The following is a 23,949-nucleotide window of genomic DNA, read 5'->3' as shown; positions in this document are numbered from 1 at the left end:
ATGATCGTTCGTCGTTAAGCTGCCAGGTTTTTTGCAGTGACGACCATTTTTTTGGCGTGGGCCAACGATTCCTTGGTCAGATCAACACCGCCGAGCATGCGTGCGACTTCTTCCACGCGTTCTTTTTTACTCAGTTTGGCCACGGCAGTGCGGGTGGTATCGCTCTCGCGAACCTTATGCACGAAAAGGTGCTGGTGGCATTGAGCAGCCACCTGCGGCAGGTGAGTGACCGTCAGCACTTGACCGCGCTCGCCAAGACGGCGCAGCAGTTGCCCCACGATTTCTGCAGTCGGGCCACCGATACCCACATCCACTTCGTCGAACACCAGAGTCGGTACGCGGGAGGTTTGTGCGGTGATCACCTGAATGGCCAAGCTGATCCGCGACAGTTCACCGCCAGAAGCAACCTTGGCCAGGGCCTTGAGTGGCTGGCCAGGGTTGGCGCTCACGAGCAACTCGACCTGCTCCAGGCCGTGAGGCATCGGGTCGCTGCTGCTTTGTGGGCGCAGTTCGATCACAAAGCGGCCGCCGGGCATGCCCAGACGCTGGATTTCTTCTTCTACCGCGCTGCTCAGGCGTGTAGCCGCTTGGCTGCGCAGGTTACTGAGTTCGCGTGCGCATTCGTGATAGTGGCGGGCATAGGACGTCAGCTCATTGGCCAGGCGTTCGATGTTTTCATCGTTGGCGTTGAGGGTTTCGAGCTCATCCAGCAGTTTTTGCAGCAGGGCGGCTACTTCAGTCGGGTGAACCCGGTGTTTGCGCGCCAGGGTGTAGATGGTGTCGAGGCGTTCTTCCAGGTACTGCAGGCGGCCCGGGTCGGCGTCAAAATGGTCGATAAAGCGATTGAGTTCACCTACGGCTTCCTCGACCTGAATCTGCGCGCTGGCCAGCAGGTCGGTTGCTTCACCCAGTGAGCCCGAATTGTTGTTGATGCTCGACAGACGATTGAGGCTCGCGGTCAGCGCATTGAGCACATTGCCTGAGTCACTTTCGCTGCACTGTTCAACCACTTGGCGGCAAATGGTCAGCAGGGTTTCGGCGTTGGTCAGATTTTTGTGTTCCTGCTCCAGCTCTTCGAGTTCGTTTTCACCCAGTGAAAGTGTTTCAAGCTCTTCGAGCTGGTAGCTCAGTAATTGATGGCGCGCGCGTTGTTCATCGCCGGAGTTGGACAGGTGCTCAAGCTCTTGTCGGGTCTGGCGCCAGCGCTGCGCGGCCAGTTGCACCTGGCGGGCCAGGTCGGTGGCACCGGCGAACTCGTCGAGCAGGCGACGGTGGGTGTCGGGTTTGAGCAGCGACTGGTGTTCGTGCTGGCTGTGGATATCGATCAGCAACTCGCCCAAGGCTTTCAAGTCGCCTTGAGGGCAGGGCGTGCCATTGATATAGCTGCGTGAGCGGCCTTCAGCAGTGATGACCCGGCGCAGGATGCACGGGCCGTCGCCTTCCAGATCGCGCTCGGCAAGCCAGGCCCGGGCTTCGGGAATATCCTGCAGGTCGAAAGTGGCCAGAATATCGGCCTTGTCGGCTCCCGGACGGACTACGCCGCTGTCGGCGCGGTCACCCAGGGTCAGCCCCAGGGCGTCGAGCATGATCGATTTGCCGGCACCGGTCTCACCAGTGATTACACTCATCCCGCGATCCAGTTCGAGATCGAGATGTTCAACGATGGCGTAGTTGTGTACGGACAGGTGCACCAGCATAGGAGCCGCTCCAAAACGTAATGTCTGGTTATTTATACAGTGTTTTGTTTCGTGCTGACAATGGTTGTGCTTAGTTCGATTTGCTTGTTTTTTTCGGTTTTTTAGCGCGATCCGTTTTTTTTGCGAGTGGGGCGAGGGAGGGCAAACATGTCTTTTCTGGTTTTTTGGCTCTTGAACCTGAGAATTGCGACCCCATATACCTTGGCACAAGCGCGAGTCGAGCTCGCGGACGAAGTTTGAAAGGAGAAATCTATGGCAGACGAACAGACTATGGATACGCAGAACCAGGAAGCCGATGTAGCCGGTGAAGATCTGGCAACCCGCGTGCAGGTGCTTGAAGAGCAGCTGGCAGCCGCTAATGATCAGGCTCTGCGCGTAGCTGCCGATCTGCAGAACGTTCGCCGTCGCGCCGAGCAGGATGTTGAGAAGGCACACAAGTTTGCACTGGAGAAATTCGCCGGTGACCTGTTGCCGGTGATCGACAGCCTGGAACGCGGTCTTGAACTGTCCAGCCCGGACGATGAAAACATCCGTCCAATGCGCGAAGGGATCGAACTGACCCTGAAAATGTTCCAGGACACCCTGAAGCGTTATCAGCTGGAAGCTATCGACCCGCATGGCGAACCTTTCAATGCCGAGCAGCATCAAGCGATGGCAATGCAGGAAAGCGCTGAGCTTGAGCCAAACAGCGTGCTCAAGGTGTTTCAAAAAGGTTATCAGCTCAATGGTCGCTTGCTGCGCCCGGCTATGGTCGTAGTCAGCAAGGCGCCAGCGCCGGTTTCGCCATCGATTGACGAGCAGGCTTGAAATCGGCCGCAAGGCCCCCATTTAGAAGTCAAGCGTTAAGTAATGCCGCAGTTGGTCATTACTGCTGCGGCAAAAAAATTCAAATTTAGGGAGAGTAAACATGGGCAGAATTATCGGTATTGACCTCGGGACCACTAACTCGTGTGTTTCGGTTCTGGAAAACGGTAAGGCAAAAGTTATCGAAAACGCAGAAGGCGCGCGTACTACGCCGTCGATCGTTGCGTACGCTAACGATGGTGAAATTCTGGTTGGCCAATCGGCCAAGCGTCAGGCAGTGACCAATCCGCATAACACCCTGTACGCGGTGAAGCGTCTGATCGGTCGTCGTTTTGACGAAGAAGTTGTACAGAAAGACATTCAGATGGTTCCGTACAAGATCGCCAAGGCTGACAACGGCGACGCTTGGGTTGAAGTGAACGGCCAGAAAATGGCTCCGCCACAAATCTCGGCTGAAATTCTGAAGAAAATGAAGAAAACCGCCGAAGATTACCTCGGCGAGCCAGTGACTGAGGCGGTAATCACCGTTCCGGCCTACTTCAACGACAGCCAGCGTCAGGCGACCAAAGACGCCGGCCGTATCGCGGGTCTGGACGTAAAACGCATCATCAACGAACCAACCGCAGCTGCTCTGGCTTACGGTATGGACAAAGCGAAAGGCGACCACACTGTCATCGTTTATGACCTGGGTGGCGGTACTTTCGACGTATCGGTTATTGAAATTGCCGAAGTTGATGGCGAGCACCAGTTTGAAGTGCTGGCAACCAACGGTGACACGTTCCTGGGTGGTGAAGACTTTGACATCCGTCTGATCGACTACCTGGTTGACGAGTTCAAGAAAGAAAGCGGCATGAACCTTAAGGGTGACCCGCTGGCGATGCAGCGTCTGAAAGAAGCCGCTGAAAAAGCCAAGATCGAACTGTCTTCGAGCCAATCGACTGACGTGAATCTGCCTTACATCACTGCAGATGCCACCGGTCCTAAGCACTTGAACGTGAAAATTTCGCGCGCCAAGCTGGAATCGCTGGTTGAAGACCTGGTTCAGCGCACCATCGAGCCTTGCCGTATCGCTCTGAAAGACGCCGGTATCGACATTGGCGCGATCAACGACGTAATTCTGGTCGGTGGTCAGACTCGTATGCCGCTGGTACAGAAGCTGGTAACCGAGTTCTTCGGCAAGGAAGCACGTAAAGACGTGAACCCGGACGAAGCTGTTGCAATGGGTGCTGCTATCCAGGGCGCGGTACTGTCGGGTGATGTTAAAGACGTTCTGTTGCTGGACGTGAGCCCGCTGACTTTGGGTATCGAAACCATGGGCGGCGTAATGACTGCTCTGATCGAGAAAAACACCACGATTCCTACCAAGAAATCGCAAGTGTTCTCGACTGCTGACGATAACCAGGGCGCTGTGACCATTCACGTTCTGCAAGGTGAGCGTAAGCAAGCCACACAGAACAAGTCGTTGGGCAAGTTCGACCTGGCTGACATTCCACCTGCTCCACGTGGCGTGCCTCAGATCGAAGTGACCTTCGACATCGATGCCAACGGCATCCTGCACGTAAGTGCAAAAGACAAGGCGACTGGCAAGTCTCAGTCGATCGTGATCAAGGCTAACTCGGGTCTGTCCGAGGAAGAAATCGCTCAGATGGTTCGCGATGCCGAGATCAACGCTGAAGAAGACCGCAAGTTCGAAGAACTGGCAGCTGCACGTAACCAGGGCGACGCACTGGTTCACTCGACGCGCAAAATGATCGTCGATGCTGGCGATAAAGTGACTGCGGAAGAGAAAACTGCAATCGAAGCTGCTGTAGTTGCACTTGAAGCCGCTGTTAAAGGCGACGACAAGGCTGCTATCGAAGCCAAGGTTGAAGAGCTGTCCAAGGTGTCTGCACCGGTTGCACAGAAAATGTACGCCGAGCAGGCGAACCCGGCAGACGCAGCGGCCAAGCCAGCTGATTCGGCTGAAAAAGCGGACGACGTTGTCGACGCTGAGTTCGAAGAAGTAAAAGACAACAAGTAAGACGCTTGTTTGTCGCCCAGTTGACCGCGCTTGAGCGGTGACTGGTAGGATGTCGCCGCGCGGGAGCTTGCTCCCGCGTTGGCGTGTCTGGAGTATCAGAATTTTTACAGCATGCGACAAGGTCGAATGCTGGCGGTTTGGACTGGATCTTTCTTGTTTTCCAGCCAGAGGTAACCGCTCCTGTCGGCCAATGCATTGGCTGTTAAACACAAACCAATATCGTTGAAAAGACGTGAGTCGGGTCTGATCCTTTTCGGGCTTGGCGGGTTTGGCGAGGCTCGGGAGGGTTTTGTCGAACGTCCTTGAGAGTGCAAAGAATTATGGCAAAGCGCGATTATTACGAAATATTGGGTGTTGAACGCACTACGACCGAAGTCGAGCTGAAAAAAGCTTATCGTCGCCTGGCGATGAAGCATCACCCGGACCGTAATCCGGATGACAAGGCCTCGGAAGATCTGTTCAAAGAAGCCAACGAAGCTTACGAAGTTCTGTCGGACTCCAGCAAGCGTGCGGCCTACGATCAATACGGCCATGCCGGTGTTGATCCGCAAATGGGCGGCGGCGGTGCCGGTTTTGGCGGTCAGAACTTCTCCGATATATTCGGTGATGTGTTCAGTGATTTCTTTGGCGGTGGTCGTGGCGGCTCCCGGGGCGGCGCTCAGCGTGGTAGCGATTTGCGCTATACGCTGGAGCTGGATCTGGAAGAGGCTGTGCGCGGTACCACGGTCAATATCCGTGTTCCGACACTGGTCAACTGCAAGCCATGTGACGGTTCGGGCGCCAAGAAGGGTTCTTCGCCTGTTACCTGTACAACCTGCGGCGGTATTGGCCAGGTGCGCATGCAGCAAGGTTTCTTTGCTGTTCAGCAGACGTGTCCGCGTTGCCACGGTCAAGGCAAGGTCATCTCTGATCCGTGCGACAGCTGCCGTGGCGAAGGTCGCGTAGAAGAGTACAAAACCCTTTCCGTCAAAGTGCCTGCCGGTGTTGATACCGGTGATCGTATTCGCCTGTCCGGTGAAGGCGAGGCGGGCGTGCAAGGTGGCCCGACTGGCGATCTGTACGTGGTGATCGATGTGCGCGAGCACGCGATTTTCCAGCGCGACGGCAAGCATCTGTTCTGTGAAGTGCCGATCAGCGTGGCTGACGCTGCTTTGGGTGCAGAGCTTGAAGTGCCGACCCTGGATGGTCGGGTCAAGTTGAAAATCCCTGAGGGCACCCAGACCGGCAAGCAGTTCCGCTTGCGTGGCAAGGGCGTTGCTCCGGTGCGTGGCGGTGGTGCAGGCGACCTGATGTGTCGTGTTGTGGTTGAAACTCCGGTCAAGCTGAGTCGTCGTCAGCGTGAGCTGATGGAAGAGTTCCGCACTACGCTGGAAGGCGATAGCTGTCATTCGCCAAACGCCACTGGCTGGTTCGAAGGCGTGAAGCGTTTTTTCGGCGACCTGTAAGGAGCAGTAAATGCGACGTATAGCTGTGATGGGCGCTGCCGGGCGCATGGGCAAGGCATTGATTGATGCGGTTCAACAGCGCTCGCCTCTGTGCGGGTTGAAGGCGGCAATCGTGCGTCCGGGAAGCTCGCTGGTGGGGGCTGATGCCGGTGAGCTGGCTTCTATCGGGCGTATCGGGGTGCTGTTGTCGGACAGCCTGCAAGCGGTCGAAGCTGATTTTGATGTACTGATCGACTTCACTCTGCCCGAAGTGATGCTGGGCAATCTGGCTGTGTGTCGCGAGCTGGGCAAAGCAATGGTGATTGGCACTACGGGGCTGACGGCTGAGCAAAAGCAGCAGTTGGTCGAGGCGGGTCAGGATATCCCGATTGTCTTTGCTTCCAACTTCAGTGTCGGGGTCAATCTGTCGTTCAAACTGCTCGACATGGCGGCGCGGGTGATGGGCGATGATGCGGATATCGAAATCATCGAGGCTCATCACCGGCACAAGGTCGATGCACCTTCCGGTACGGCTATGCGCATGGGTGAAGTGATTGCTGATGCGCTGGGTCTTGATCTGCAGAAGGTCGCGGTTTATGGTCGTGAAGGCCATACCGGTGCCCGTGAGCGTGAAACCATTGGTTTCGCCACTGTGCGCGGCGGTGATGTGGTGGGCGATCACACGGTGCTGTTCGCCACTGAAGGCGAGCGGCTCGAGATTACCCACAAGGCATCCAGTCGCATGACCTTCGCCAAGGGTGCCGTTCGTGCTGCCTTGTGGCTGCAAGGGCGTGAGCCAGGGCTGTATGACATGCAGGATGTGCTCGACCTGCGTTGAGTAAACTCTGTAAAATCGGGCTGTTGGCGCGCCAGTAGCCCGATTTTTAACCGCTAAGCGATGTTCTGTCGCATTCTCCTGTCTTTTAGACTCTTTAGCGGTAGACCAAAAAAGCCTTTTTCTGTAAGCTACAGCTTTAGTGTGTCCACTAAAAGCGCGCAGATAATTCGATGAAGAAGCGGGGTGACGTGTCCATACGTCTCTCCGCTTTTTTACAACCTGCGATCGCCCTTTCAGGCTTTATTTACGGGAGGTCTTCTTGACTAAGCAAGCCATACTCGCCCTCGCTGATGGCAGCATTTTTCGCGGCGAAGCCATTGGGGCCGACGGTCAAACCGTTGGTGAGGTGGTGTTTAACACCGCAATGACTGGCTACCAGGAGATCCTGACGGATCCTTCCTACGCTCAGCAAATCGTGACCCTGACTTACCCGCATGTTGGCAATACCGGTACTACCCCGGAAGACGCCGAGTCTGATCGTGTCTGGTCCGCAGGTTTGGTAATCCGTGATCTGCCACTGGTTGCCAGCAACTGGCGCAACACGATGTCGCTGGCCGACTACCTGAAAGCCAACAACGTTGTGGCTATCGCCGGTATCGACACCCGCCGTCTGACACGCATCCTGCGTGAAAAAGGCGCGCAGAACGGCTGCATCATGGCCGGTGACAACATCTCCGAAGAGGCTGCAATTGCTGCCGCACGCGGCTTCCCGGGCCTGAAAGGCATGGATCTGGCGAAAGTTGTCAGCACCGAAAAAACCTACGAGTGGCGCTCCAGCGTCTGGAACCTGGCCACCGACAGTCACCCGACTATCGAAGCCAGCGAACTGCCTTACCACGTAGTTGCATACGACTACGGCGTGAAGTGGAACATCCTGCGCATGCTGGTTGAGCGTGGCTGCCGCGTTACCGTGGTTCCAGCTCAGACTCCAGCCAGTGACGTATTGGCTCTCAACCCGGATGGCGTGTTCCTGTCCAACGGCCCGGGTGACCCTGAGCCTTGCGACTACGCAATCACCGCGATCAAGGAAGTTCTGAATACCGAGATTCCGGTGTTCGGCATCTGCCTGGGTCACCAGCTGCTGGCTCTGGCCGCCGGCGCCAAGACCGTGAAAATGGGTCATGGCCATCACGGCGCCAACCACCCGGTTCAGGATCTGGACACGGGCGTTGTGATGATCACCAGCCAGAACCACGGTTTTGCGGTAGACGAAGCGACCTTGCCAGCCAACGTGCGCGCCATCCACAAGTCGCTGTTCGACGGCACTCTGCAAGGCATCGAACTGACCGACAAGAGCGCTTTCAGCTTCCAGGGCCACCCTGAAGCAAGCCCGGGCCCGAACGACGTTGCACCGCTGTTCGATCGCTTCATCAATGAGATGGCCAAGCGCCGCTGATCAGCCCCTGCTGCAGCGCCCGGTGGCGGCCCCGAACTTCGGTGGCCCCCAGGGCGCTTCAGGAACCTGATTGACAGCTTGCCGACTGACCTGCGGATTTGAGTGACAAACCCATGCCAAAACGTACAGACATAAAAAGCATCCTGATTCTTGGCGCTGGCCCGATCGTTATCGGCCAGGCCTGTGAATTCGACTACTCCGGCGCCCAGGCTTGTAAAGCCCTGCGCGAAGAGGGTTACCGCGTCATCCTGGTGAACTCCAACCCGGCCACCATCATGACCGACCCGGACATGGCCGACGCGACCTACATCGAGCCGATCAAGTGGCAGACCGTTGCCAAGATCATCGAGAAAGAGCGCCCGGACGCACTGTTGCCAACCATGGGCGGCCAGACTGCACTGAACTGCGCACTGGACCTGGAGCGCGAAGGCGTTCTGGAGAAGTTCGGCGTAGAGATGATCGGCGCTAACGCTGACACCATCGACAAGGCTGAAGACCGTTCGCGTTTCGACAAGGCGATGAAGTCCATCGGCCTTGACTGCCCACGTTCCGGTATCGCCCACAGCATGGAAGAGGCCAATGCGGTCCTCGAAAAGCTGGGTTTCCCGTGCATCATCCGTCCGTCCTTCACCATGGGCGGCACCGGTGGCGGTATTGCTTACAACCGTGAAGAATTCGAAGAAATCTGCGCTCGTGGTCTGGATCTGTCGCCAACCAAAGAGCTGCTGATCGACGAATCCCTGATCGGCTGGAAAGAGTACGAGATGGAGGTTGTCCGCGATAAGAAGGACAACTGCATCATCGTTTGCTCGATTGAAAACTTCGACCCGATGGGCGTGCACACCGGTGACTCGATCACCGTTGCTCCGGCACAGACCCTGACGGACAAGGAATACCAGATCATGCGTAACGCCTCTTTGGCGGTACTGCGTGAGATCGGCGTTGAAACCGGCGGTTCCAACGTTCAGTTCGGTATCTGCCCGGACACCGGTCGTATGGTCGTGATCGAGATGAACCCGCGTGTATCGCGTTCCTCGGCGCTGGCATCGAAAGCTACCGGTTTCCCGATTGCGCGTATCGCTGCCAAATTGGCGATCGGTTACACCTTGGACGAACTGCAAAACGAAATCACCGGCGGCGCCACGCCTGCGTCCTTCGAGCCGTCCATCGACTACGTTGTGACCAAGCTGCCGCGCTTTGCTTTCGAAAAATTCCCGAAGGCAGATGCGCGCCTGACGACTCAGATGAAGTCGGTAGGTGAAGTCATGGCCATTGGCCGGACTTTCCAGGAATCCCTGCAAAAGGCCCTTCGCGGTCTGGAAGTGGGTGTAAGCGGTCTTGATCCAAAGCTGGACCTGAGCAACCCGGAAAGCATGGCCGTGCTCAAGCGCGAGCTGACCGTGCCGGGCGCCGAGCGTATCTGGTACGTGGCTGACGCGTTCCGCGCCGGTATGACCGTTGAAGATATCTTCGGCATGAACATGATTGACCCTTGGTTCCTGGTACAGATCGAAGATCTGATCAAGGACGAAGAGAAAATCAAGACCATGGCGCTGTCCTCGATTGATCGCGATGCCATGTATCGCCTCAAGCGCAAAGGTTTCTCTGACGCACGTCTGGCCGTACTGCTGGGTGTGACCGAGAAAAACCTGCGTCGCCACCGTCACAAGCTGGAAGTGTTCCCGGTCTACAAGCGCGTTGATACCTGCGCGGCCGAGTTTGCAACCGACACTGCTTACATGTACTCCACCTATGAGGAAGAGTGCGAAGCCAACCCTTCGGATCGTGACAAGATCATGATTCTGGGTGGTGGCCCGAACCGTATCGGCCAAGGTATCGAGTTCGACTATTGCTGTGTACACGCCGCTCTGGCGCTGCGTGCCGACGGTTACGAGACCATCATGGTCAACTGCAACCCGGAAACCGTTTCCACCGACTACGACACTTCGGATCGTCTGTACTTCGAATCCGTAACCCTGGAAGACGTGCTGGAAATCGTACGTGTCGAGAAGCCAAAAGGCGTGATCGTCCAGTACGGCGGCCAAACTCCGCTGAAACTGGCTCGTGCCCTGGAAGAAGCTGGCGTGCCGATCATCGGCACCAGCCCTGACGCCATCGACCGTGCAGAAGACCGTGAGCGCTTCCAGCAGATGGTTGAGCGTCTGAACCTGCGTCAGCCGCCTAACGCCACTGTGCGCAGCGAAGACGAAGCAATTCGTGCTGCTGGCAAGATTGGTTACCCGCTGGTTGTTCGTCCTTCCTACGTGTTGGGCGGCCGTGCGATGGAAATCGTCTACGAAGAAGAAGAGCTCAAGCGCTACCTGCGTGACGCGGTGAAAGTGTCCAACGACAGCCCAGTGCTGCTGGACCACTTCCTTAACTGCGCCATCGAAATGGACGTGGATGCTGTCTGCGACGGTACAGATGTGGTGATCGGCGCGATCATGCAGCACATCGAACAGGCGGGCGTTCACTCCGGTGACTCCGCATGCTCGCTGCCGCCGTACTCGCTGCCGCTGCACATCCAGGACGAGATGCGCGAACAGGTCAAGAAAATGGCTCTGGAATTGGGCGTTGTCGGCCTGATGAACGTGCAGTTGGCCCTGCAAGGCGAAGATATCTACGTGATCGAAGTGAACCCGCGTGCTTCGCGTACCGTTCCTTTCGTATCCAAGTGCATCGGGGTTTCCCTGGCAATGATCGCTGCCCGCGTGATGGCCGGTAAAACCCTGAAAGAAATCGGCTTCACCAAGGAAATCATTCCTAACTTCTACAGCGTGAAAGAGGCGGTCTTCCCGTTCGCCAAATTCCCGGGTGTTGACCCGATTCTCGGCCCTGAGATGAAGTCCACCGGTGAAGTGATGGGTGTGGGCGATACCTTCGGCGAAGCGTTTGCCAAGGCTCAGATGGGTGCAAGCGAAGTGCTGCCAACAGGCGGTACTGCTTTCATCAGCGTGCGTGACGACGACAAGCCTTTGGTGGCCGGTGTTGCTCGCGACCTGATCAACCTGGGTTTTGAGATTGTTTCGACTGCTGGTACTGCCAAGTTCATCGAAGCAGCAGGCTTGAAAGTACGCCGCGTGAACAAGGTGACCGAAGGTCGTCCGCACGTTGTCGACATGATCAAGAACGACGAAGTTACCTTGATCATCAACACCACCGAAGGTCGTCAGTCGATTGCTGACTCCTACTCCATTCGCCGCAACGCGCTGCAGCACAAGATCTACTGCACCACGACCATTGCTGCTGGCGAAGCGATCTGTGAAGCGCTTAAATTCGGTCCTGAAAAAACCGTACGTCGCTTGCAGGATCTACACGCAGGATTGAAGTCATGATCAAGTACCCGATGACTGTCCAGGGCCATAAAGCCCTGGAAGAAGAGCTTGCACACCTGACCAAGGTTGTTCGGCCAAAGCTGAGCAAGGAAATTGGTACGGCGCGTGAGTTGGGCGACCTCAAGGAAAATGCTGAATACCATGCTGCTCGTGAGCTGCAGGGTATGTCTGAGGCTCGTATCCGTGATATCGAAGGCCGTCTGCAGAATGCAGTGGTGATTGATGTGGCGGCGATTCCTCATACCGGCAAGGTGATTTTCGGCACGACGGTTGAGATCGCTAACGTTGAAACTGACGAAAGCGTGATCTATCAGATCGTGGGTGAAGACGAAGCTGACTTCAAACTCGGAAAAATCTCCGTTGGCTCGCCATTGGCTCGCGCCTTGATCGCCAAGGAAGAGGGTGACGTGGTTGCGGTGAAAACACCGGGCGGCGTCATTGAGTACGAGATTGTTAAAGTAAGTCACATCTAAGAAGTGTGCCCGCCTTGTGCGGGCGCACTTTTTTGGCGGCCGACCCGGGTGTTCCGGGTTGGTAGCTTGTGGTTGTTGCACACAGAATTTTTGCCGGTGCTGGCCTGAACACGGCTGGCAGCGTTGCTGTTTGAAAAGGCAGGTAGCGGGTGGGGAGGTCGTGCGTTGGGCGTCTCTGGCTGCCTGATGCGTTGCGCGGGCAGTTCTTGCATAACTCTCGGGTTTAACCCTGGAAGAGTTTCAGGGCGCGCCAGGCGCACCCTTGACCCTTGTCGACATCACTTGAAGCGATGGATGTTCGACAGTTGCTTGTTTACATTGACGTTCTTACGGTACAGAAGCGCCATTTTGCCGATAACCTGTACCTGTTCCGCTTTGCCGGCCTTGCACATTTGTGCGACGGCCTCCAGGCGGGATTCGCGATCCAGAATGTTGACTTTGATTTTAATCAGCTCGTGATCGCCCAATGCGCGTTCGAGTTCGGCTAAAACACCTTCAGTCAAACCATTATCAGCCACAGTCAAAACTGGTTTCAGATGGTGGCCAATGGATTTGTACTGTTTCTTCTGCTCTTGAGTGAGCGGCATAATCTGACCCCTGTGTCTGATCTTGTAAAAAGCGGCGGCCAGTTTACCCGAGCGAGTCCGAGACCGCCCGGTTAATCACAACCCGTTTAAAATTTTTGAGGTGGCCCGTGGCCCGTTCCAAGACTAGCCTTAACTGGCTGAAAGAGCATTTCAACGATCCATACGTCAAAATGGCGCAAAAAGACGGGTATCGCTCGCGTGCCAGCTACAAATTGCTGGAGATCCAGGAGCGTGATCGTCTGATTCGTCCAGGCATGACGGTTATTGACCTGGGTGCTGCCCCGGGTGGCTGGTCACAGGTAACCAGTCGTCTGATCGGTGGCCAAGGTCGCTTGATCGCTTCCGACATCCTGGACATGGACAGCATCCCTGATGTGACCTTCATCAAGGGCGATTTTACCGAGGACGCAGTGCTTGCGCAGATCCTCGAGGCTGTCGGAAATACACAAGTAGACCTTGTGATTTCAGATATGGCCCCCAATATGAGTGGATTGGCAGCTGTGGACATGCCTCGGGCGATGTTCCTGTGCGAGTTGGCACTGGATCTTGCCGGTCGCGTCCTGCGTCCTGGTGGTGATTTTCTGATTAAAGTTTTCCAAGGTGAAGGCTTCGATCAATACCACAAAGACATTCGCAAGCTGTTTGACAAGGTACAGATGCGCAAGCCGTCGTCGTCACGAGACAGGTCCCGCGAGCAGTATTTGCTGGGGCGCGGCTTCCGTGGAGTTGATGGTTCTGCCAGTGATGAGCGTCTTTGACCGGGGCGATAGTTTTTTTTGAATCGCTTTACAGATCTGGCATAACGAATATTGTGTAGTCAAAGTTTCACAAAGGGTTACAGACGGAGCCTGCAAGGGTTGTAGGCAATGTAGTAAGTTATGCCGGTGAATATCATGCGAAGCACGCTTCAGTAGCGGGGCTTGTGCTTCAGAGGGTAGCTAATTGAACGATATGGCAAAGAATCTGATCCTGTGGTTGATCATCGCTGCTGTCCTGGTGACAGTGATGAACAACTTCTCCAGTCCAAACGAGCCACAAACCCTCAACTATTCCGACTTCATCCAGCAAGTTAAGGATGGCAAGGTCGAGCGCGTTGCCGTGGATGGCTACGTGATTACCGGCAAACGCAGCGATGGGGATACCTTCAAAACCATCCGTCCGGCTATTCAGGACAACGGTTTGATCGGTGACCTGGTGGATAACCATGTGACCGTTGAAGGCAAATTGCCTGAGCAACAAAGCATCTGGACTCAACTGCTGGTTGCGAGCTTCCCGATTCTGGTGATCATCGCAGTCTTCATGTTCTTCATGCGTCAAATGCAGGGCGGTGCCGGCGGTAAGGGCGGACCGATGAGCTTTGGCAAGAGCAAGGCGCGGCTGTTATCGGAAGACCAGGTCAAAACGACTCTGGCTGACGTAGCGGGTTGCGACGAAGCCAAGGAAGAAGTGGGTGAGCTGGTTGAGTTCCTGCGTGATCCGGGCAAGTTCCAGCGCCTGGGTGGTCGTATTCCTCGTGGCGTGCTGATGGTTGGCCCGCCAGGTACCGGTAAAACCCTGATCGCCAAGGCGATTGCGGGCGAAGCCAAGGTGCCGTTCTTCACGATTTCCGGTTCCGACTTTGTTGAAATGTTCGTGGGCGTCGGTGCAAGCCGTGTTCGTGACATGTTTGAACAAGCCAAGAAGCATGCTCCTTGCATCATCTTCATCGATGAAATCGATGCTGTCGGTCGCCACCGTGGTAACGGTATGGGCGGCGGTCATGATGAGCGTGAGCAGACACTTAACCAGTTGCTGGTTGAGATGGACGGCTTTGAGATGAACGACGGCATCATTGTGATTGCCGCCACTAACCGTCCTGACGTACTTGACCCTGCGCTGCTGCGTCCAGGCCGTTTTGACCGTCAGGTTGTGGTTGGTTTGCCGGACATTCGTGGCCGCGAGCAGATCCTCAAGGTTCACATGCGTAAAGTGCCAATGGGCGATGATGTCCAGCCGGGCGTTATTGCACGTGGTACTCCGGGCTTCTCGGGTGCTGATCTGGCCAACCTGGTGAACGAAGCTTCCTTGTTCGCAGCGCGCACCGGTAAGCGTGTTGTTGAAATGAAAGAGTTCGAGCTGGCCAAGGACAAGATCATGATGGGCGCCGAGCGCAAATCGATGGTCATGTCGGATAAGGAAAAGCGCAACACGGCGTATCACGAAGCGGGTCACGCTATCGTTGGTCGCGTAGTGCCTGAGCATGATCCGGTCTACAAGGTTTCGATCATTCCGCGTGGTCGTGCGCTGGGTGTGACCATGTTCCTGCCGGAAGAGGATCGTTACAGCCTGTCCAAGCGTGCGCTGATCAGCCAGATCTGCTCGCTGTATGGCGGTCGTATCGCTGAAGAGATGACCTTGGGCTTTGACGGTGTTACCACTGGCGCGTCCAATGACATCATGCGTGCGAGCCAGATTGCGCGGAACATGGTTACCAAGTGGGGTTTGTCCGAGAAGCTCGGCCCACTGATGTATGCCGAAGATGAAGAGTCTTATCTGGGGCGTGGCGGTGGTCAGTCGGCAAGTGTGTCCGGCGACACAGCCAAGCTGATCGACTCCGAAGTGCGCAGCATCATTGACCAGTGCTACAACACTGCCAAGCAGATACTGACTGAAAACCGTGACAAGCTCGATGCAATGGCTGATGCGCTGATGAAGTACGAGACGATCGATGCTGATCAGATCGACGACATCATGGCGGGTCGTCCGCCGCGTGAGCCGCGTGACTGGGAAGGCGGCAACTCGGGTACCCCGACTGCCCCAACGCTGGATAAAACCGAGCGCCCGGAAACACCTATCGGCGGCCCTGCTGCTGATCAATAAGGCTTGAAATGACTTCTGTTCAGTCCTCAACCCGGTTGCCTTGCGGCAACCGGGTTCTTGATTTGGCCCATACGCATGTTATGGGTATTCTTAATGTCACCCCTGATTCCTTCTCCGATGGCGGCCGCTTTGCTGCATTGGATGCGGCTTTGCGCCATGCGCAGTCGATGGTTCTTGCCGGTGCAACTCTGATTGATGTTGGCGGTGAATCAACGCGCCCCGGCGCTCCTGTGGTTTCGCAGCAGGAAGAGCTGGATCGGGTTGCGCCTGTTGTCGAGCGCATAAGTCGGGAACTGGACGTCATTATTTCGGTCGATACATCCGCGCCAATGGTCATGACCGAGGTTGCGCGTTTGGGTGCGGGGCTGATCAATGATGTGCGCTCGCTGCGCCGTGAAGGCGCCTTGCAGGCGGCTGCGGCCACGGGATTGCCGGTATGTCTGATGCATATGCTCGGTGAGCCGGGCGATATGCAGGACAATCCGCATTACGATGACCTGGTGGGCGAAGTCTCTGCGTTTCTGGTCGATAGCATGGCGCGCTGTGCCACTGCCGGTATTGGCCCTGAGCGCATCGTGCTGGATCCGGGGTTCGGCTTTGCCAAAACATTGCAGCACAACCTTAGCCTGTTCAAACATATGGAAGCCCTGCATTTGCTGGGGCGGCCTTTGCTGGTGGGTGTGTCACGTAAAAGTATGGTCGGGCAGACGTTGAGCCGGCCAGTTGCAGAGCGGCTGTATGGCAGTCTGGCTCTTGCAGCCTTGGCGATGACCAAGGGGGCGCGTATTTTGCGTGTCCATGATGTTGCCGAAACAGTTGATGTGGTACGGATGATCGCAGCGGTAGATTCCGCAGACTAAGAATGATGGAGCACTTATGACAAAGAAGTATTTTGGCACCGACGGTATTCGTGGTCGGGTCGGCGTTTATCCGATTACCCCTGATTTCATGCTCAAGTTGGGTTGGGCGGCGGGCATGGCGTTTCGCAGCAAGGGCGCTTGCCGGATTCTGGTAGGCAAGGACACCCGTATTTCGGGTTACATGTTCGAGTCTGCGCTTGAAGCGGGTTTGTCGGCTGCCGGGGCTGATGTGATGTTGCTGGGGCCTATGCCTACACCGGCTATCGCCTACCTGACGCGCACCTTCCATGCGGAAGCGGGCATCGTGATCAGTGCTTCGCACAATCCCCATGACGATAACGGCATCAAGTTTTTTTCCGGTGATGGCACCAAGTTGCCTGATGACGTCGAGTTGATGATCGAGGAGTTGCTTGACGCTCCGATGACGGTTGTTGAATCCGACAAGCTCGGCAAGGTGTCGCGTATCAATGACGCTCCGGGTCGTTATATCGAATTCTGCAAAAGCAGTGTGCCAAGCAGTACCAAATTCGGTGGCCTCAAGATTGTTCTCGATTGTGCTCACGGTGCTACCTACAAGGTTGCTCCGAGCGTTTTCAAAGAGCTGGGCGCGGAAGTTATTGTGCTGTCGGCTCAGCCCAATGGCCTGAACATCAACGACAACTGCGGCTCGACTCATATGGGTCAACTGCAGGCTGCCGTGGTGGCTGAAGGCGCGGACCTGGGTATTGCCTTCGATGGCGACGGCGACCGGGTTCTTATGGTTGACCATACCGGTGCCGTGGTTGATGGCGATGAGTTGCTGTTTATCATTGCGCGTGATTTGCACGAGCGTGGCAAGTTGCAGGGTGGTGTTGTCGGTACGCTGATGAGTAACCTCGGGCTTGAGCTGGCATTGGCTGACCTGGGCATTCCGTTCGTGCGCGCCAATGTAGGTGACCGTTACGTTATCGCTGAATTGCTGGAGCGTAACTGGCTGGTGGGCGGGGAAAATTCCGGGCATATCGTGTGCTTCCAGCACACTACAACCGGCGATGCGATCATTGCTGCACTTCAGGTGCTGCTGGCTTTGCGTCGTCGCGATGAAAGCCTTGCACAGTCGCGCCAGGCGTTGCGCAAGTGTCCGCAAGTTCTGCTGAACGTACGGTTTGCAGGTGGGGTTAATCCTGTCGAGCATCCAGCTGTTAAAGACGCTTGCGCGCGCGTCACCGAGGCCATGAACGGTCGCGGCCGTGTCTTGTTGCGCAAGTCGGGAACAGAGCCTTTGGTGCGTGTAATGGTCGAAGGCGACGACGAAAACATGGTTCGCGGCTACGCCGAAGAGCTGGCAAAACTGGTAAGTGAAGTTTGTGCCTGAATTCGGCTTGCCAGCGCGGATGTGGTTGGGTAACATCTGCGCCCACTTTGACCGACGAGGTAAAGCATGCGTCGCACTATGGTAGCTGGTAACTGGAAGATGCACGGTACCCGCGCCAGCGTCGCTGAGCTGATCGACGGTCTGCGTGGTCTGGTCTTGCCGAACGATGTTGATGTTGCAGTATTTCCGCCTCAGCTGTTTATTGATCGTGTTATCAATGGCTTGCAAGGCGCAGCGATTTCGGTCGGTGCTCAGGATGCTGCAGTGGAGTCGGGGCAGGGCGCTCTGACTGGCGAGATTTCATCGAGCCAGTTGGTAGACGCAGGTTGCAAGCTGGTGCTTGTGGGGCACTCCGAACGTCGCCTGATTCTGGGTGAGCAGGACGAGACACTCAATCGCAAGTTTGCAGCGGCTCAAGCCTCTGGTTTGACGCCAGTGTTGTGTATAGGGGAAACCCTGGAGCAGCGCGAAGCGGGGCAAACGCTTGAAGTGGTAGGGCGTCAGCTGAATGCCGTGATTGACGAGTTTGGCATTGATGCTTTTGTAAATGCTGTGATTGCATACGAGCCGGTCTGGGCCATTGGTACCGGACTGACCGCATCACCACAGCAAGCGCAAGATGTGCATGCGGCCATTCGCGCACAGCTGGCGCAAAAGAATTCTGAAGTGGCACAAGGTGTGCGGCTTCTATACGGCGGCAGCGTGAAGGCGGCCAATGCGGTCGAACTGTTCAGCATGCCGGATATCGATGGGGGACTCATTGGCGGGGCTTCCCTGAATGCAGATGAGTTCGGTGCGATCATTCGTGCCGCAGGAAACTGAAAATGCTGGATAACGTCGTAACTGTGTTTCATCTGCTGACAGCATTGGGTGTAATTGCCCTGGTTTTGCTGCAACAGGGCAAGGGAGCGGATGCTGGAGCATCTTTCGGCGCAGGTGCATCAAATACTGTGTTCGGAAGCCAAGGTTCCTCTACCTTTCTTAGTAAGTTTACTGCTATACTTGCCGCAGGTTTTTTCATAACCAGCTTAGGGTTAGGTTACTTTGCTAAAGAGAAAGCTGAACAGCTGACTCAAGTAGGTTTGCCAAATCCAGCGGTGTTGGAAGTTCCAGTGCAAAAGCCGGCTTCAGATGATGTTCCGGTGCTTCATGAGCAAAAGTCGGCAACCCCTGCGACTGACGTACCTCCAGCTCAAGAGCAAAAGTAAAACGGGTTTCATGATGTAACGTAGTATTGCCGAGGTGGTGGAATTGGTAGACACGCAACCTTGAGGTGGTTGTGCCCATAGGGTGTAGGGGTTCGAGTCCCCTTCTCGGTACCAATTATCAAGAATGCCCGCAGTAGCGGGCTTTCTTGTATGTGGAAGGTTGGATTGACCCTGAAAAGGATCAACCGTATACTTCCGCTCCAGCTTTGTCGCGGGATGGAGCAGTCTGGTAGCTCGTCGGGCTCATAACCCGAAGGTCGTCGGTTCAAATCCGGCTCCCGCAACCAGTTTTAGCGGAGCCCCTTCTTAGGGGCTTTTTGTTAACTGGACACTTTATAGCGTCGGTATTCAACGACGTTTCAGAGATGGGCGCTTCGCCCATTTTTTCATTTTGCACAGCATGCACAAACATGCACAGGGGGTTCAGGTGTCGAGCAAGCTAGAACAGTTGCAGGACTTGTTGGCCCCGGTGATCGTGGCCCTTGGCTATGAATGCTGGGGTATTGAATTTTCGGCTCAAGGCCGCCATTCAATGTTGCGTGTCTATATCGACAAGGAAGGCGGCGTACTGGTAGATGACTGCGCAATTGTCAGTCGTCAGATCAGCGGCGTTTTGGATGTCGAAGATCCTATCGCTGTTGAGTACACGCTTGAAGTTTCTTCTCCTGGCATGGAACGCCCTCTGTTCACTATTGAGCAGTTCGCGAAATTTGCCGGTGAGCAAGTGAGGATCAAGCTGCGTTCCCCGTTCGAAGGGCGACGCAACTTTCAGGGCCTTCTGCGCGGCGTAGAGGAGCAGGACATTGTGGTGCAAGTTGAAGACCATGAATTCCTGTTGCCGATCGATATGATCGACAAGGCCAACATTATTCCCAGTTTTGACTGAGACGCGGATCCCGCGGATCCAATGGCTTGCGAAAGGCGAGGCGTACGATGAGCAAAGAAGTACTGCTGGTTGTTGAGTCGGTGTCCAATGAAAAGGGCGTACCGGCAAACGTTATTTTTGAAGCGCTGGAGCTGGCTCTGGCCACCGCGACTAAAAAGCGTTTTGAAGACGAAGTCGAACTGCGTGTGGAAATCAATCGCCACACCGGTAACTATGAGACTTTCCGTCGCTGGACTGTGGTCGAAGACGAAGATCTGGATGATCCAGCATACGAGTTGGCTGTAGACCAGGCCCAGGCGAAACAGCCAGGCGCTGTAGCTGGCGATATTATCGAAGAGAAAATCGATTCTATCGAATTCGGTCGGATTGCTGCACAAACGGCCAAACAGGTCATTGTGCAAAAGGTCCGCGAAGCCGAGCGCGCTCAAGTAGTCGATGCTTATCGCGAGCGTCTGGGTGAAATCATTTCGGGCACCGTGAAAAAGGTGACACGTGACAATGTGATCGTCGATCTGGGCAATAACGCTGAAGCGTTGCTGGCCCGTGAAGACATCATCTCGCGTGAAACCTTCCGTGTTGGCGTACGCCTTCGCGCACTGCTCAAGGAAATCCGCACCGAGAACCGCGGCCCTCAGTTGATTCTGTCGCGTACCGCGCCAGAGATGCTGATCGAGCTGTTCCGCATTGAAGTGCCAGAGATCTCCGAAGGCCTGATCGAAGTGATGGCGGCCTCCCGCGATCCAGGATCACGCGCTAAAATAGCCGTTCGCTCCAAAGACAAACGCATTGATCCGCAAGGTGCCTGCATTGGTATGCGCGGTTCGCGCGTCCAGGCAGTGTCCGGCGAATTGGGCGGAGAGCGAGTGGATATCGTCCTTTGGGATGACAACCCGGCGCAGTTCGTGATCAACGCAATGTCGCCAGCTGAAGTGGCGGCAATTATCGTCGACGAAGATGCCCATGCAATGGACATCGCCGTTGGCGCAGACAATCTGGCCCAGGCGATTGGTCGCGGCGGTCAGAACGTACGTTTGGCCAGCCAGTTGACCGGCTGGACCTTGAACGTGATGACCGAATCGGACATCCAGGCTAAGCAGCAAGCAGAAACCGGCGATATCCTGCGCAACTTCATCGAAGAGCTGGAAGTTGATGAAGACCTGGCGCAGGTTCTGGTAGATGAAGGCTTTACTAGCCTGGAAGAGATTGCCTACGTACCGGTGGAGGAAATGCTCAACATCGATGGCTTTGACGAAGATACCGTCAACGAGCTTCGCGCTCGGGCCAAAGATCGACTGTTGACTAAAGCCATCGCTACTGAGGAAAAGCTGGCAGACGCCCATCCGGCCGAAGACCTGCTCTCGCTTGAGGGTATGGACAAGGATTTGGCGATGGAACTGGCGGTGCGCGGCGTAATTACCCGCGAAGACCTGGCCGAGCAGTCTATTGACGACCTGCTCGACATCGACGGCATTGACGATGATCGTGCCGGCAAGTTGATCATGGCCGCCCGAGCCCATTGGTTCGAGTAATTAGGCGCGGCCTGAGGAGAGAAATGCATGACGCAAGTCACGGTGAAACAACTGGCCGATGAGGTCAAAACACCGGTTGAGCGCCTGTTGCAGCAGATGCGTGAGGCAGGTCTGCCGCACAACGCCGCCGAGCAGAATGTGACCGACAGTGAGAAGCAAGCTCTGCTGACTCACCTGAAAAGCAGCCACAAGGCTAAAGTGGAAGAACCGCGCAAGATCACTTTGCAGCGTAAAACCACCAGTACCCTGCGTGTTGCTGGCAGCAAAAGCATTAGCGTTGAAGTACGCAAGAAGAAAGTCTTCGTACAGCAAAGCCCGGAAGAAATTGAAGCCGAGCGCAAACGTGAGATGGATGAACGTCGTGCAGTAGAAAATGCCGCACGTCAAAAGGCTGAAGAAGAGTCCAAGCGTCGCGCCGAAGAAGACGCGCGCCGTCAGCCTGCATCTACTCCTGCTGCTGCTCCAGCTGTTGCCGCGCCTGCACCTGTGCAAGCCGCAGCACCAGCCGCACCGGCTCCAGCAGTTGATGCACGCAAGCGTGACGAACAGCGTCGCCCGGACAAGCCACGTGCTGACGATAACAATCGTCGCGGTAGTGGTGACGGCGATCGCAAAAACGCTCCGCATCGTGCCTCGGTTAAAGAAAAAGCACCGACTCCACGTGTTGCTCCGCGTACTTCCGACGAAGAAAGCGACAGCTTCCGTCGCGGCGGTCGTGGCAAGGGCAAGCTGAAGAAGCGTAACGCTCACGGTTTCCAGAGCCCAACCGGCCCTGTAGTTCGTGACGTTCAGATTGGCGAGACCATCACTGTCGGCGATTTGGCTGCACAGATGTCGGTCAAGGCTGCTGAAGTCATCAAGTTCATGTTCAAGCTGGGTACTCCAGCGACCATCAACCAGGTACTTGATCAGGAAACTGCTCAACTGGTTGCTGAAGAACTGGGCCACAAAGTGACTCTGGTCAGCGACAACGCCCTGGAAGATTCCCTGGCCGAGTCCCTGAAGTTCGAAGGCGAGTCGTTCTCCCGTGCACCGGTTGTGACCGTAATGGGCCACGTTGACCACGGTAAAACGTCCCTGCTCGACTACATCCGTCGTGCCAAGGTAGCTGCTGGCGAAGCCGGTGGTATTACTCAGCACATCGGTGCATACCACGTTGAAACCGAACGCGGCATGGTCACTTTCCTCGATACCCCGGGTCACGCTGCGTTTACCGCAATGCGTGCACGTGGTGCCAAGGCGACTGACATCGTGATTCTGGTTGTTGCTGCAGACGACGGTGTAATGCCGCAAACCATCGAAGCTGTTCAGCATGCGAAAGCGGCTGGAGTGCCTCTGGTTGTTGCAGTGAACAAAATCGACAAGCCAGGTGCTGATCTCGATCGCATCCGCAGCGAGTTGTCCGTTCACGGCGTGACGTCGGAAGAATGGGGTGGTGACACTCCGTTTGTTTCGGTCTCGGCGAAAATGGGTACCGGCGTTGACGAATTGCTCGAAGCCGTACTGCTGCAAGCTGAAGTTCTGGAACTCAAGGCAACTCCATCGGCTCCTGGCCGTGGCGTAGTGGTTGAGTCCCGTCTGGACAAAGGCCGTGGCCCTGTTGCAACTGTTCTGGTTCAAGACGGTACCCTGCGCCAAGGCGACATGGTTCTGGTCGGCTCCAACTACGGTCGCATCCGTGCCATGCTCGATGAGAACGGCAAGTCCATCAAGGAAGCCGGTCCATCCATCCCTGTCGAGATTCTCGGCCTGGACGGAACGCCAGATGCTGGCGACGAGATGAGCGTAATGACTGACGAGAAGAAGGCGCGTGAAGTTGCCCTGTTCCGTCAAGGCAAGTTCCGCGAAGTGAAACTGGCGCGTGCTCACGCAGGCAAGCTGGAAAACATCTTCGAGAACATGGGCCAGGAAGAGAAGAAGACGCTTAACATCGTCCTCAAATCTGACGTCCGTGGTTCGTTGGAAGCTCTGCAGGGCGCCCTTGGCGGCCTGGGTAACGACGAAGTGCAAGTGCGCGTAGTGGGCGGCGGTGTCGGTGGTATCACCGAGAGCGACGCTAACCTGGCACTGGCCTCCAACGCTGTACTGTTTGGCTTCAACGTGCGTGCCGATGCCGGCGCTCGCAAGATTGTCGAGCAGGAAGGCCTGGACATGCGTTACTACAACGTCATCTACGACATCATCGAAGACGTCAAGAAAGCCCTTACCGGCATGCTTGGCAGCGACGTTCGGGAGAACATCCTGGGTATCGCCGAAGTCCGTGACGTGTTCCGTTCGCCTAAGTTCGGCGCGGTTGCAGGTTGCATGGTGCTTGAAGGTGTTGTTCACCGTAACCGTCCAATCCGCGTACTGCGTGAAGACATCGTTATCTACGAAGGCGAGCTGGAATCCCTGCGTCGCTTTAAAGATGACATGTCCGAAGTGCGTGCCGGCATGGAATGCGGTATCGGCGTCAAGAGCTACAACGACGTTAAAGTCGGTGACAAGATCGAAGTGTTCGAGAAGGTCCAGGTTGCTCGCAGCCTCTAACTCGCGAGCCTCAAGAGCGAGGACGAGCCGCGGCATGCAAATGACCGTCGCTCGGCCTGGACTCTAAACGCAACGCCCGGTCCGGCTTCTGTCTGGCCGGGCGTTTGCCGCTTTCAGACCGCATGGGTTTCCCATGGGTGAGTAACAGGT

General features: G+C 55.9%; 18 protein-coding genes and 2 tRNA genes. 18 read left to right on the top strand and 2 right to left on the bottom strand.

Annotated features, from left to right (window positions below; all coding sequences use genetic code 11):
- Window positions 1-14: 14 nt before the first annotated feature.
- Window positions 15-1,697 (bottom strand): DNA repair protein RecN, encoded by a 1,683-nt coding sequence (gene recN / locus V6L79_RS24140; protein WP_261739746.1) that lies wholly within the window; start codon window positions 1,695-1,697, stop codon window positions 15-17.
- Between the two features lie 252 nt (window positions 1,698-1,949).
- On the opposite strand from recN, the gene grpE reads away from it, so the two are divergent.
- From grpE to greA, 7 genes are all read left to right on the top strand, one after another.
- A complete protein-coding gene (grpE, locus tag V6L79_RS24135; protein ID WP_261739745.1) occupies window positions 1,950-2,504 on the top strand; it encodes a nucleotide exchange factor GrpE in 555 nt (184 codons plus the stop codon).
- Window positions 2,505-2,604: 100 nt separating this feature from the next.
- A complete protein-coding gene (gene dnaK, locus V6L79_RS24130; RefSeq protein ID WP_261739744.1) occupies window positions 2,605-4,521 on the top strand; it encodes a molecular chaperone DnaK in 1,917 nt (638 codons plus the stop codon).
- Window positions 4,522-4,841: 320 nt separating this feature from the next.
- Window positions 4,842-5,966 carry a molecular chaperone DnaJ gene (gene dnaJ / locus V6L79_RS24125; protein WP_261739743.1) on the top strand — a complete coding sequence of 375 codons (1,125 nt, stop codon included), beginning with the start codon at window positions 4,842-4,844 and terminating at the stop codon, window positions 5,964-5,966.
- Window positions 5,967-5,976: 10 nt separating this feature from the next.
- Window positions 5,977-6,783, top strand: a complete 807-nt coding sequence (gene dapB / locus V6L79_RS24120) for a 4-hydroxy-tetrahydrodipicolinate reductase (RefSeq protein WP_338579597.1) — start codon at window positions 5,977-5,979, stop codon at window positions 6,781-6,783.
- A gap of 259 nt (window positions 6,784-7,042) precedes the next feature.
- Entirely contained in the window at window positions 7,043-8,179 is a 1,137-nt protein-coding gene (gene carA, locus V6L79_RS24115; protein ID WP_261739741.1) for a glutamine-hydrolyzing carbamoyl-phosphate synthase small subunit, read from the top strand.
- A 113-nt stretch (window positions 8,180-8,292) separates the two neighbouring features.
- Complete coding sequence (gene carB, locus V6L79_RS24110; RefSeq protein ID WP_261739740.1) at window positions 8,293-11,514, top strand: carbamoyl-phosphate synthase large subunit; 3,222 nt, start codon at window positions 8,293-8,295, stop codon at window positions 11,512-11,514.
- Complete coding sequence (greA, locus tag V6L79_RS24105) at window positions 11,511-11,987, top strand: transcription elongation factor GreA (protein ID WP_261739739.1); 477 nt, start codon at window positions 11,511-11,513, stop codon at window positions 11,985-11,987. Before carB ends, greA begins: the two co-directional genes overlap by 4 nt.
- A 278-nt stretch (window positions 11,988-12,265) precedes the next feature.
- Here the strand turns inward: greA and yhbY are convergent, their stop codons facing one another.
- On the bottom strand, window positions 12,266-12,574 hold the full coding sequence (gene yhbY / locus V6L79_RS24100; RefSeq protein WP_261739738.1) for a ribosome assembly RNA-binding protein YhbY: 309 nt from the start codon (window positions 12,572-12,574) through the stop codon (window positions 12,266-12,268).
- 107 nt (window positions 12,575-12,681) lie between these two features.
- Here yhbY and rlmE point away from each other — a divergent pair, with 107 nt between their 5' ends.
- The 11 genes from rlmE (at window position 12,682) to infB (ending at window position 23,799) form a co-directional block, all read left to right on the top strand.
- Complete coding sequence (gene rlmE / locus V6L79_RS24095; protein WP_261739737.1) at window positions 12,682-13,332, top strand: 23S rRNA (uridine(2552)-2'-O)-methyltransferase RlmE; 651 nt, start codon at window positions 12,682-12,684, stop codon at window positions 13,330-13,332.
- Between the two features lie 193 nt (window positions 13,333-13,525).
- Window positions 13,526-15,433 carry an ATP-dependent zinc metalloprotease FtsH gene (gene ftsH, locus V6L79_RS24090; protein WP_261739736.1) on the top strand — a complete coding sequence of 636 codons (1,908 nt, stop codon included), beginning with the start codon at window positions 13,526-13,528 and terminating at the stop codon, window positions 15,431-15,433.
- Window positions 15,434-15,441: 8 nt separating this feature from the next.
- On the top strand, window positions 15,442-16,293 hold the full coding sequence (gene folP / locus V6L79_RS24085) for a dihydropteroate synthase (protein WP_321838276.1): 852 nt from the start codon (window positions 15,442-15,444) through the stop codon (window positions 16,291-16,293).
- Between the two features lie 16 nt (window positions 16,294-16,309).
- Complete coding sequence (gene glmM / locus V6L79_RS24080) at window positions 16,310-17,647, top strand: phosphoglucosamine mutase (RefSeq protein ID WP_261739734.1); 1,338 nt, start codon at window positions 16,310-16,312, stop codon at window positions 17,645-17,647.
- A gap of 66 nt (window positions 17,648-17,713) precedes the next feature.
- The gene (gene tpiA / locus V6L79_RS24075; protein WP_321834576.1) at window positions 17,714-18,469 is read left to right on the top strand and encodes a triose-phosphate isomerase; all 756 of its coding nucleotides are present in this window, start codon (window positions 17,714-17,716) and stop codon (window positions 18,467-18,469) included.
- 2 nt (window positions 18,470-18,471) lie between these two features.
- Window positions 18,472-18,855, top strand: a complete 384-nt coding sequence (gene secG / locus V6L79_RS24070; protein ID WP_261739732.1) for a preprotein translocase subunit SecG — start codon at window positions 18,472-18,474, stop codon at window positions 18,853-18,855.
- A gap of 28 nt (window positions 18,856-18,883) precedes the next feature.
- A tRNA-Leu gene (locus V6L79_RS24065) sits at window positions 18,884-18,969 on the top strand.
- 96 nt (window positions 18,970-19,065) lie between these two features.
- Window positions 19,066-19,142: transfer RNA gene (locus V6L79_RS24060), tRNA-Met, on the top strand.
- A gap of 140 nt (window positions 19,143-19,282) precedes the next feature.
- Entirely contained in the window at window positions 19,283-19,741 is a 459-nt protein-coding gene (gene rimP, locus V6L79_RS24055; protein ID WP_019825918.1) for a ribosome maturation factor RimP, read from the top strand.
- Between the two features lie 47 nt (window positions 19,742-19,788).
- Window positions 19,789-21,270, top strand: a complete 1,482-nt coding sequence (gene nusA, locus V6L79_RS24050; protein ID WP_019825920.1) for a transcription termination factor NusA — start codon at window positions 19,789-19,791, stop codon at window positions 21,268-21,270.
- A gap of 27 nt (window positions 21,271-21,297) precedes the next feature.
- Window positions 21,298-23,799, top strand: a complete 2,502-nt coding sequence (infB, locus tag V6L79_RS24045) for a translation initiation factor IF-2 (RefSeq protein ID WP_261739731.1) — start codon at window positions 21,298-21,300, stop codon at window positions 23,797-23,799.
- Window positions 23,800-23,949 lie beyond the last annotated feature (150 nt).

It is taken from the genome of Pseudomonas sp. ML2-2023-6 (genome assembly GCF_037055265.1).
GTDB lineage: Bacteria > Pseudomonadota > Gammaproteobacteria > Pseudomonadales > Pseudomonadaceae > Aquipseudomonas > Aquipseudomonas kulmbachensis.
The sequence above is the reverse complement of the archived record's forward strand: the minus strand, read 5'-3'. Positions and strand labels throughout refer to the sequence as shown.

Bases quoted from the DNA above. Each gene is read 5' to 3' on its own strand.
- recN (WP_261739746.1), bottom strand. From the start codon at position 1,697: ATGCTGGTGCACCTGTCCGTACACAACTACGCCATCGTTGAACATCTC.
- grpE (WP_261739745.1), top strand. From the start codon at position 1,950: ATGGCAGACGAACAGACTATGGATACGCAGAACCAGGAAGCCGATGTA.
- dnaK (WP_261739744.1), top strand. From the start codon at position 2,605: ATGGGCAGAATTATCGGTATTGACCTCGGGACCACTAACTCGTGTGTT.
- dnaJ (WP_261739743.1), top strand. From the start codon at position 4,842: ATGGCAAAGCGCGATTATTACGAAATATTGGGTGTTGAACGCACTACG.
- dapB (WP_338579597.1), top strand. From the start codon at position 5,977: ATGCGACGTATAGCTGTGATGGGCGCTGCCGGGCGCATGGGCAAGGCA.
- carB (WP_261739740.1), top strand. From the start codon at position 8,293: ATGCCAAAACGTACAGACATAAAAAGCATCCTGATTCTTGGCGCTGGC.
- greA (WP_261739739.1), top strand. From the start codon at position 11,511: ATGATCAAGTACCCGATGACTGTCCAGGGCCATAAAGCCCTGGAAGAA.
- yhbY (WP_261739738.1), bottom strand. From the start codon at position 12,574: ATGCCGCTCACTCAAGAGCAGAAGAAACAGTACAAATCCATTGGCCAC.
- ftsH (WP_261739736.1), top strand. From the start codon at position 13,526: ATGGCAAAGAATCTGATCCTGTGGTTGATCATCGCTGCTGTCCTGGTG.
- folP (WP_321838276.1), top strand. From the start codon at position 15,442: ATGACTTCTGTTCAGTCCTCAACCCGGTTGCCTTGCGGCAACCGGGTT.
- glmM (WP_261739734.1), top strand. From the start codon at position 16,310: ATGACAAAGAAGTATTTTGGCACCGACGGTATTCGTGGTCGGGTCGGC.
- tpiA (WP_321834576.1), top strand. From the start codon at position 17,714: ATGCGTCGCACTATGGTAGCTGGTAACTGGAAGATGCACGGTACCCGC.
- secG (WP_261739732.1), top strand. From the start codon at position 18,472: ATGCTGGATAACGTCGTAACTGTGTTTCATCTGCTGACAGCATTGGGT.
- nusA (WP_019825920.1), top strand. From the start codon at position 19,789: ATGAGCAAAGAAGTACTGCTGGTTGTTGAGTCGGTGTCCAATGAAAAG.
- infB (WP_261739731.1), top strand. From the start codon at position 21,298: ATGACGCAAGTCACGGTGAAACAACTGGCCGATGAGGTCAAAACACCG.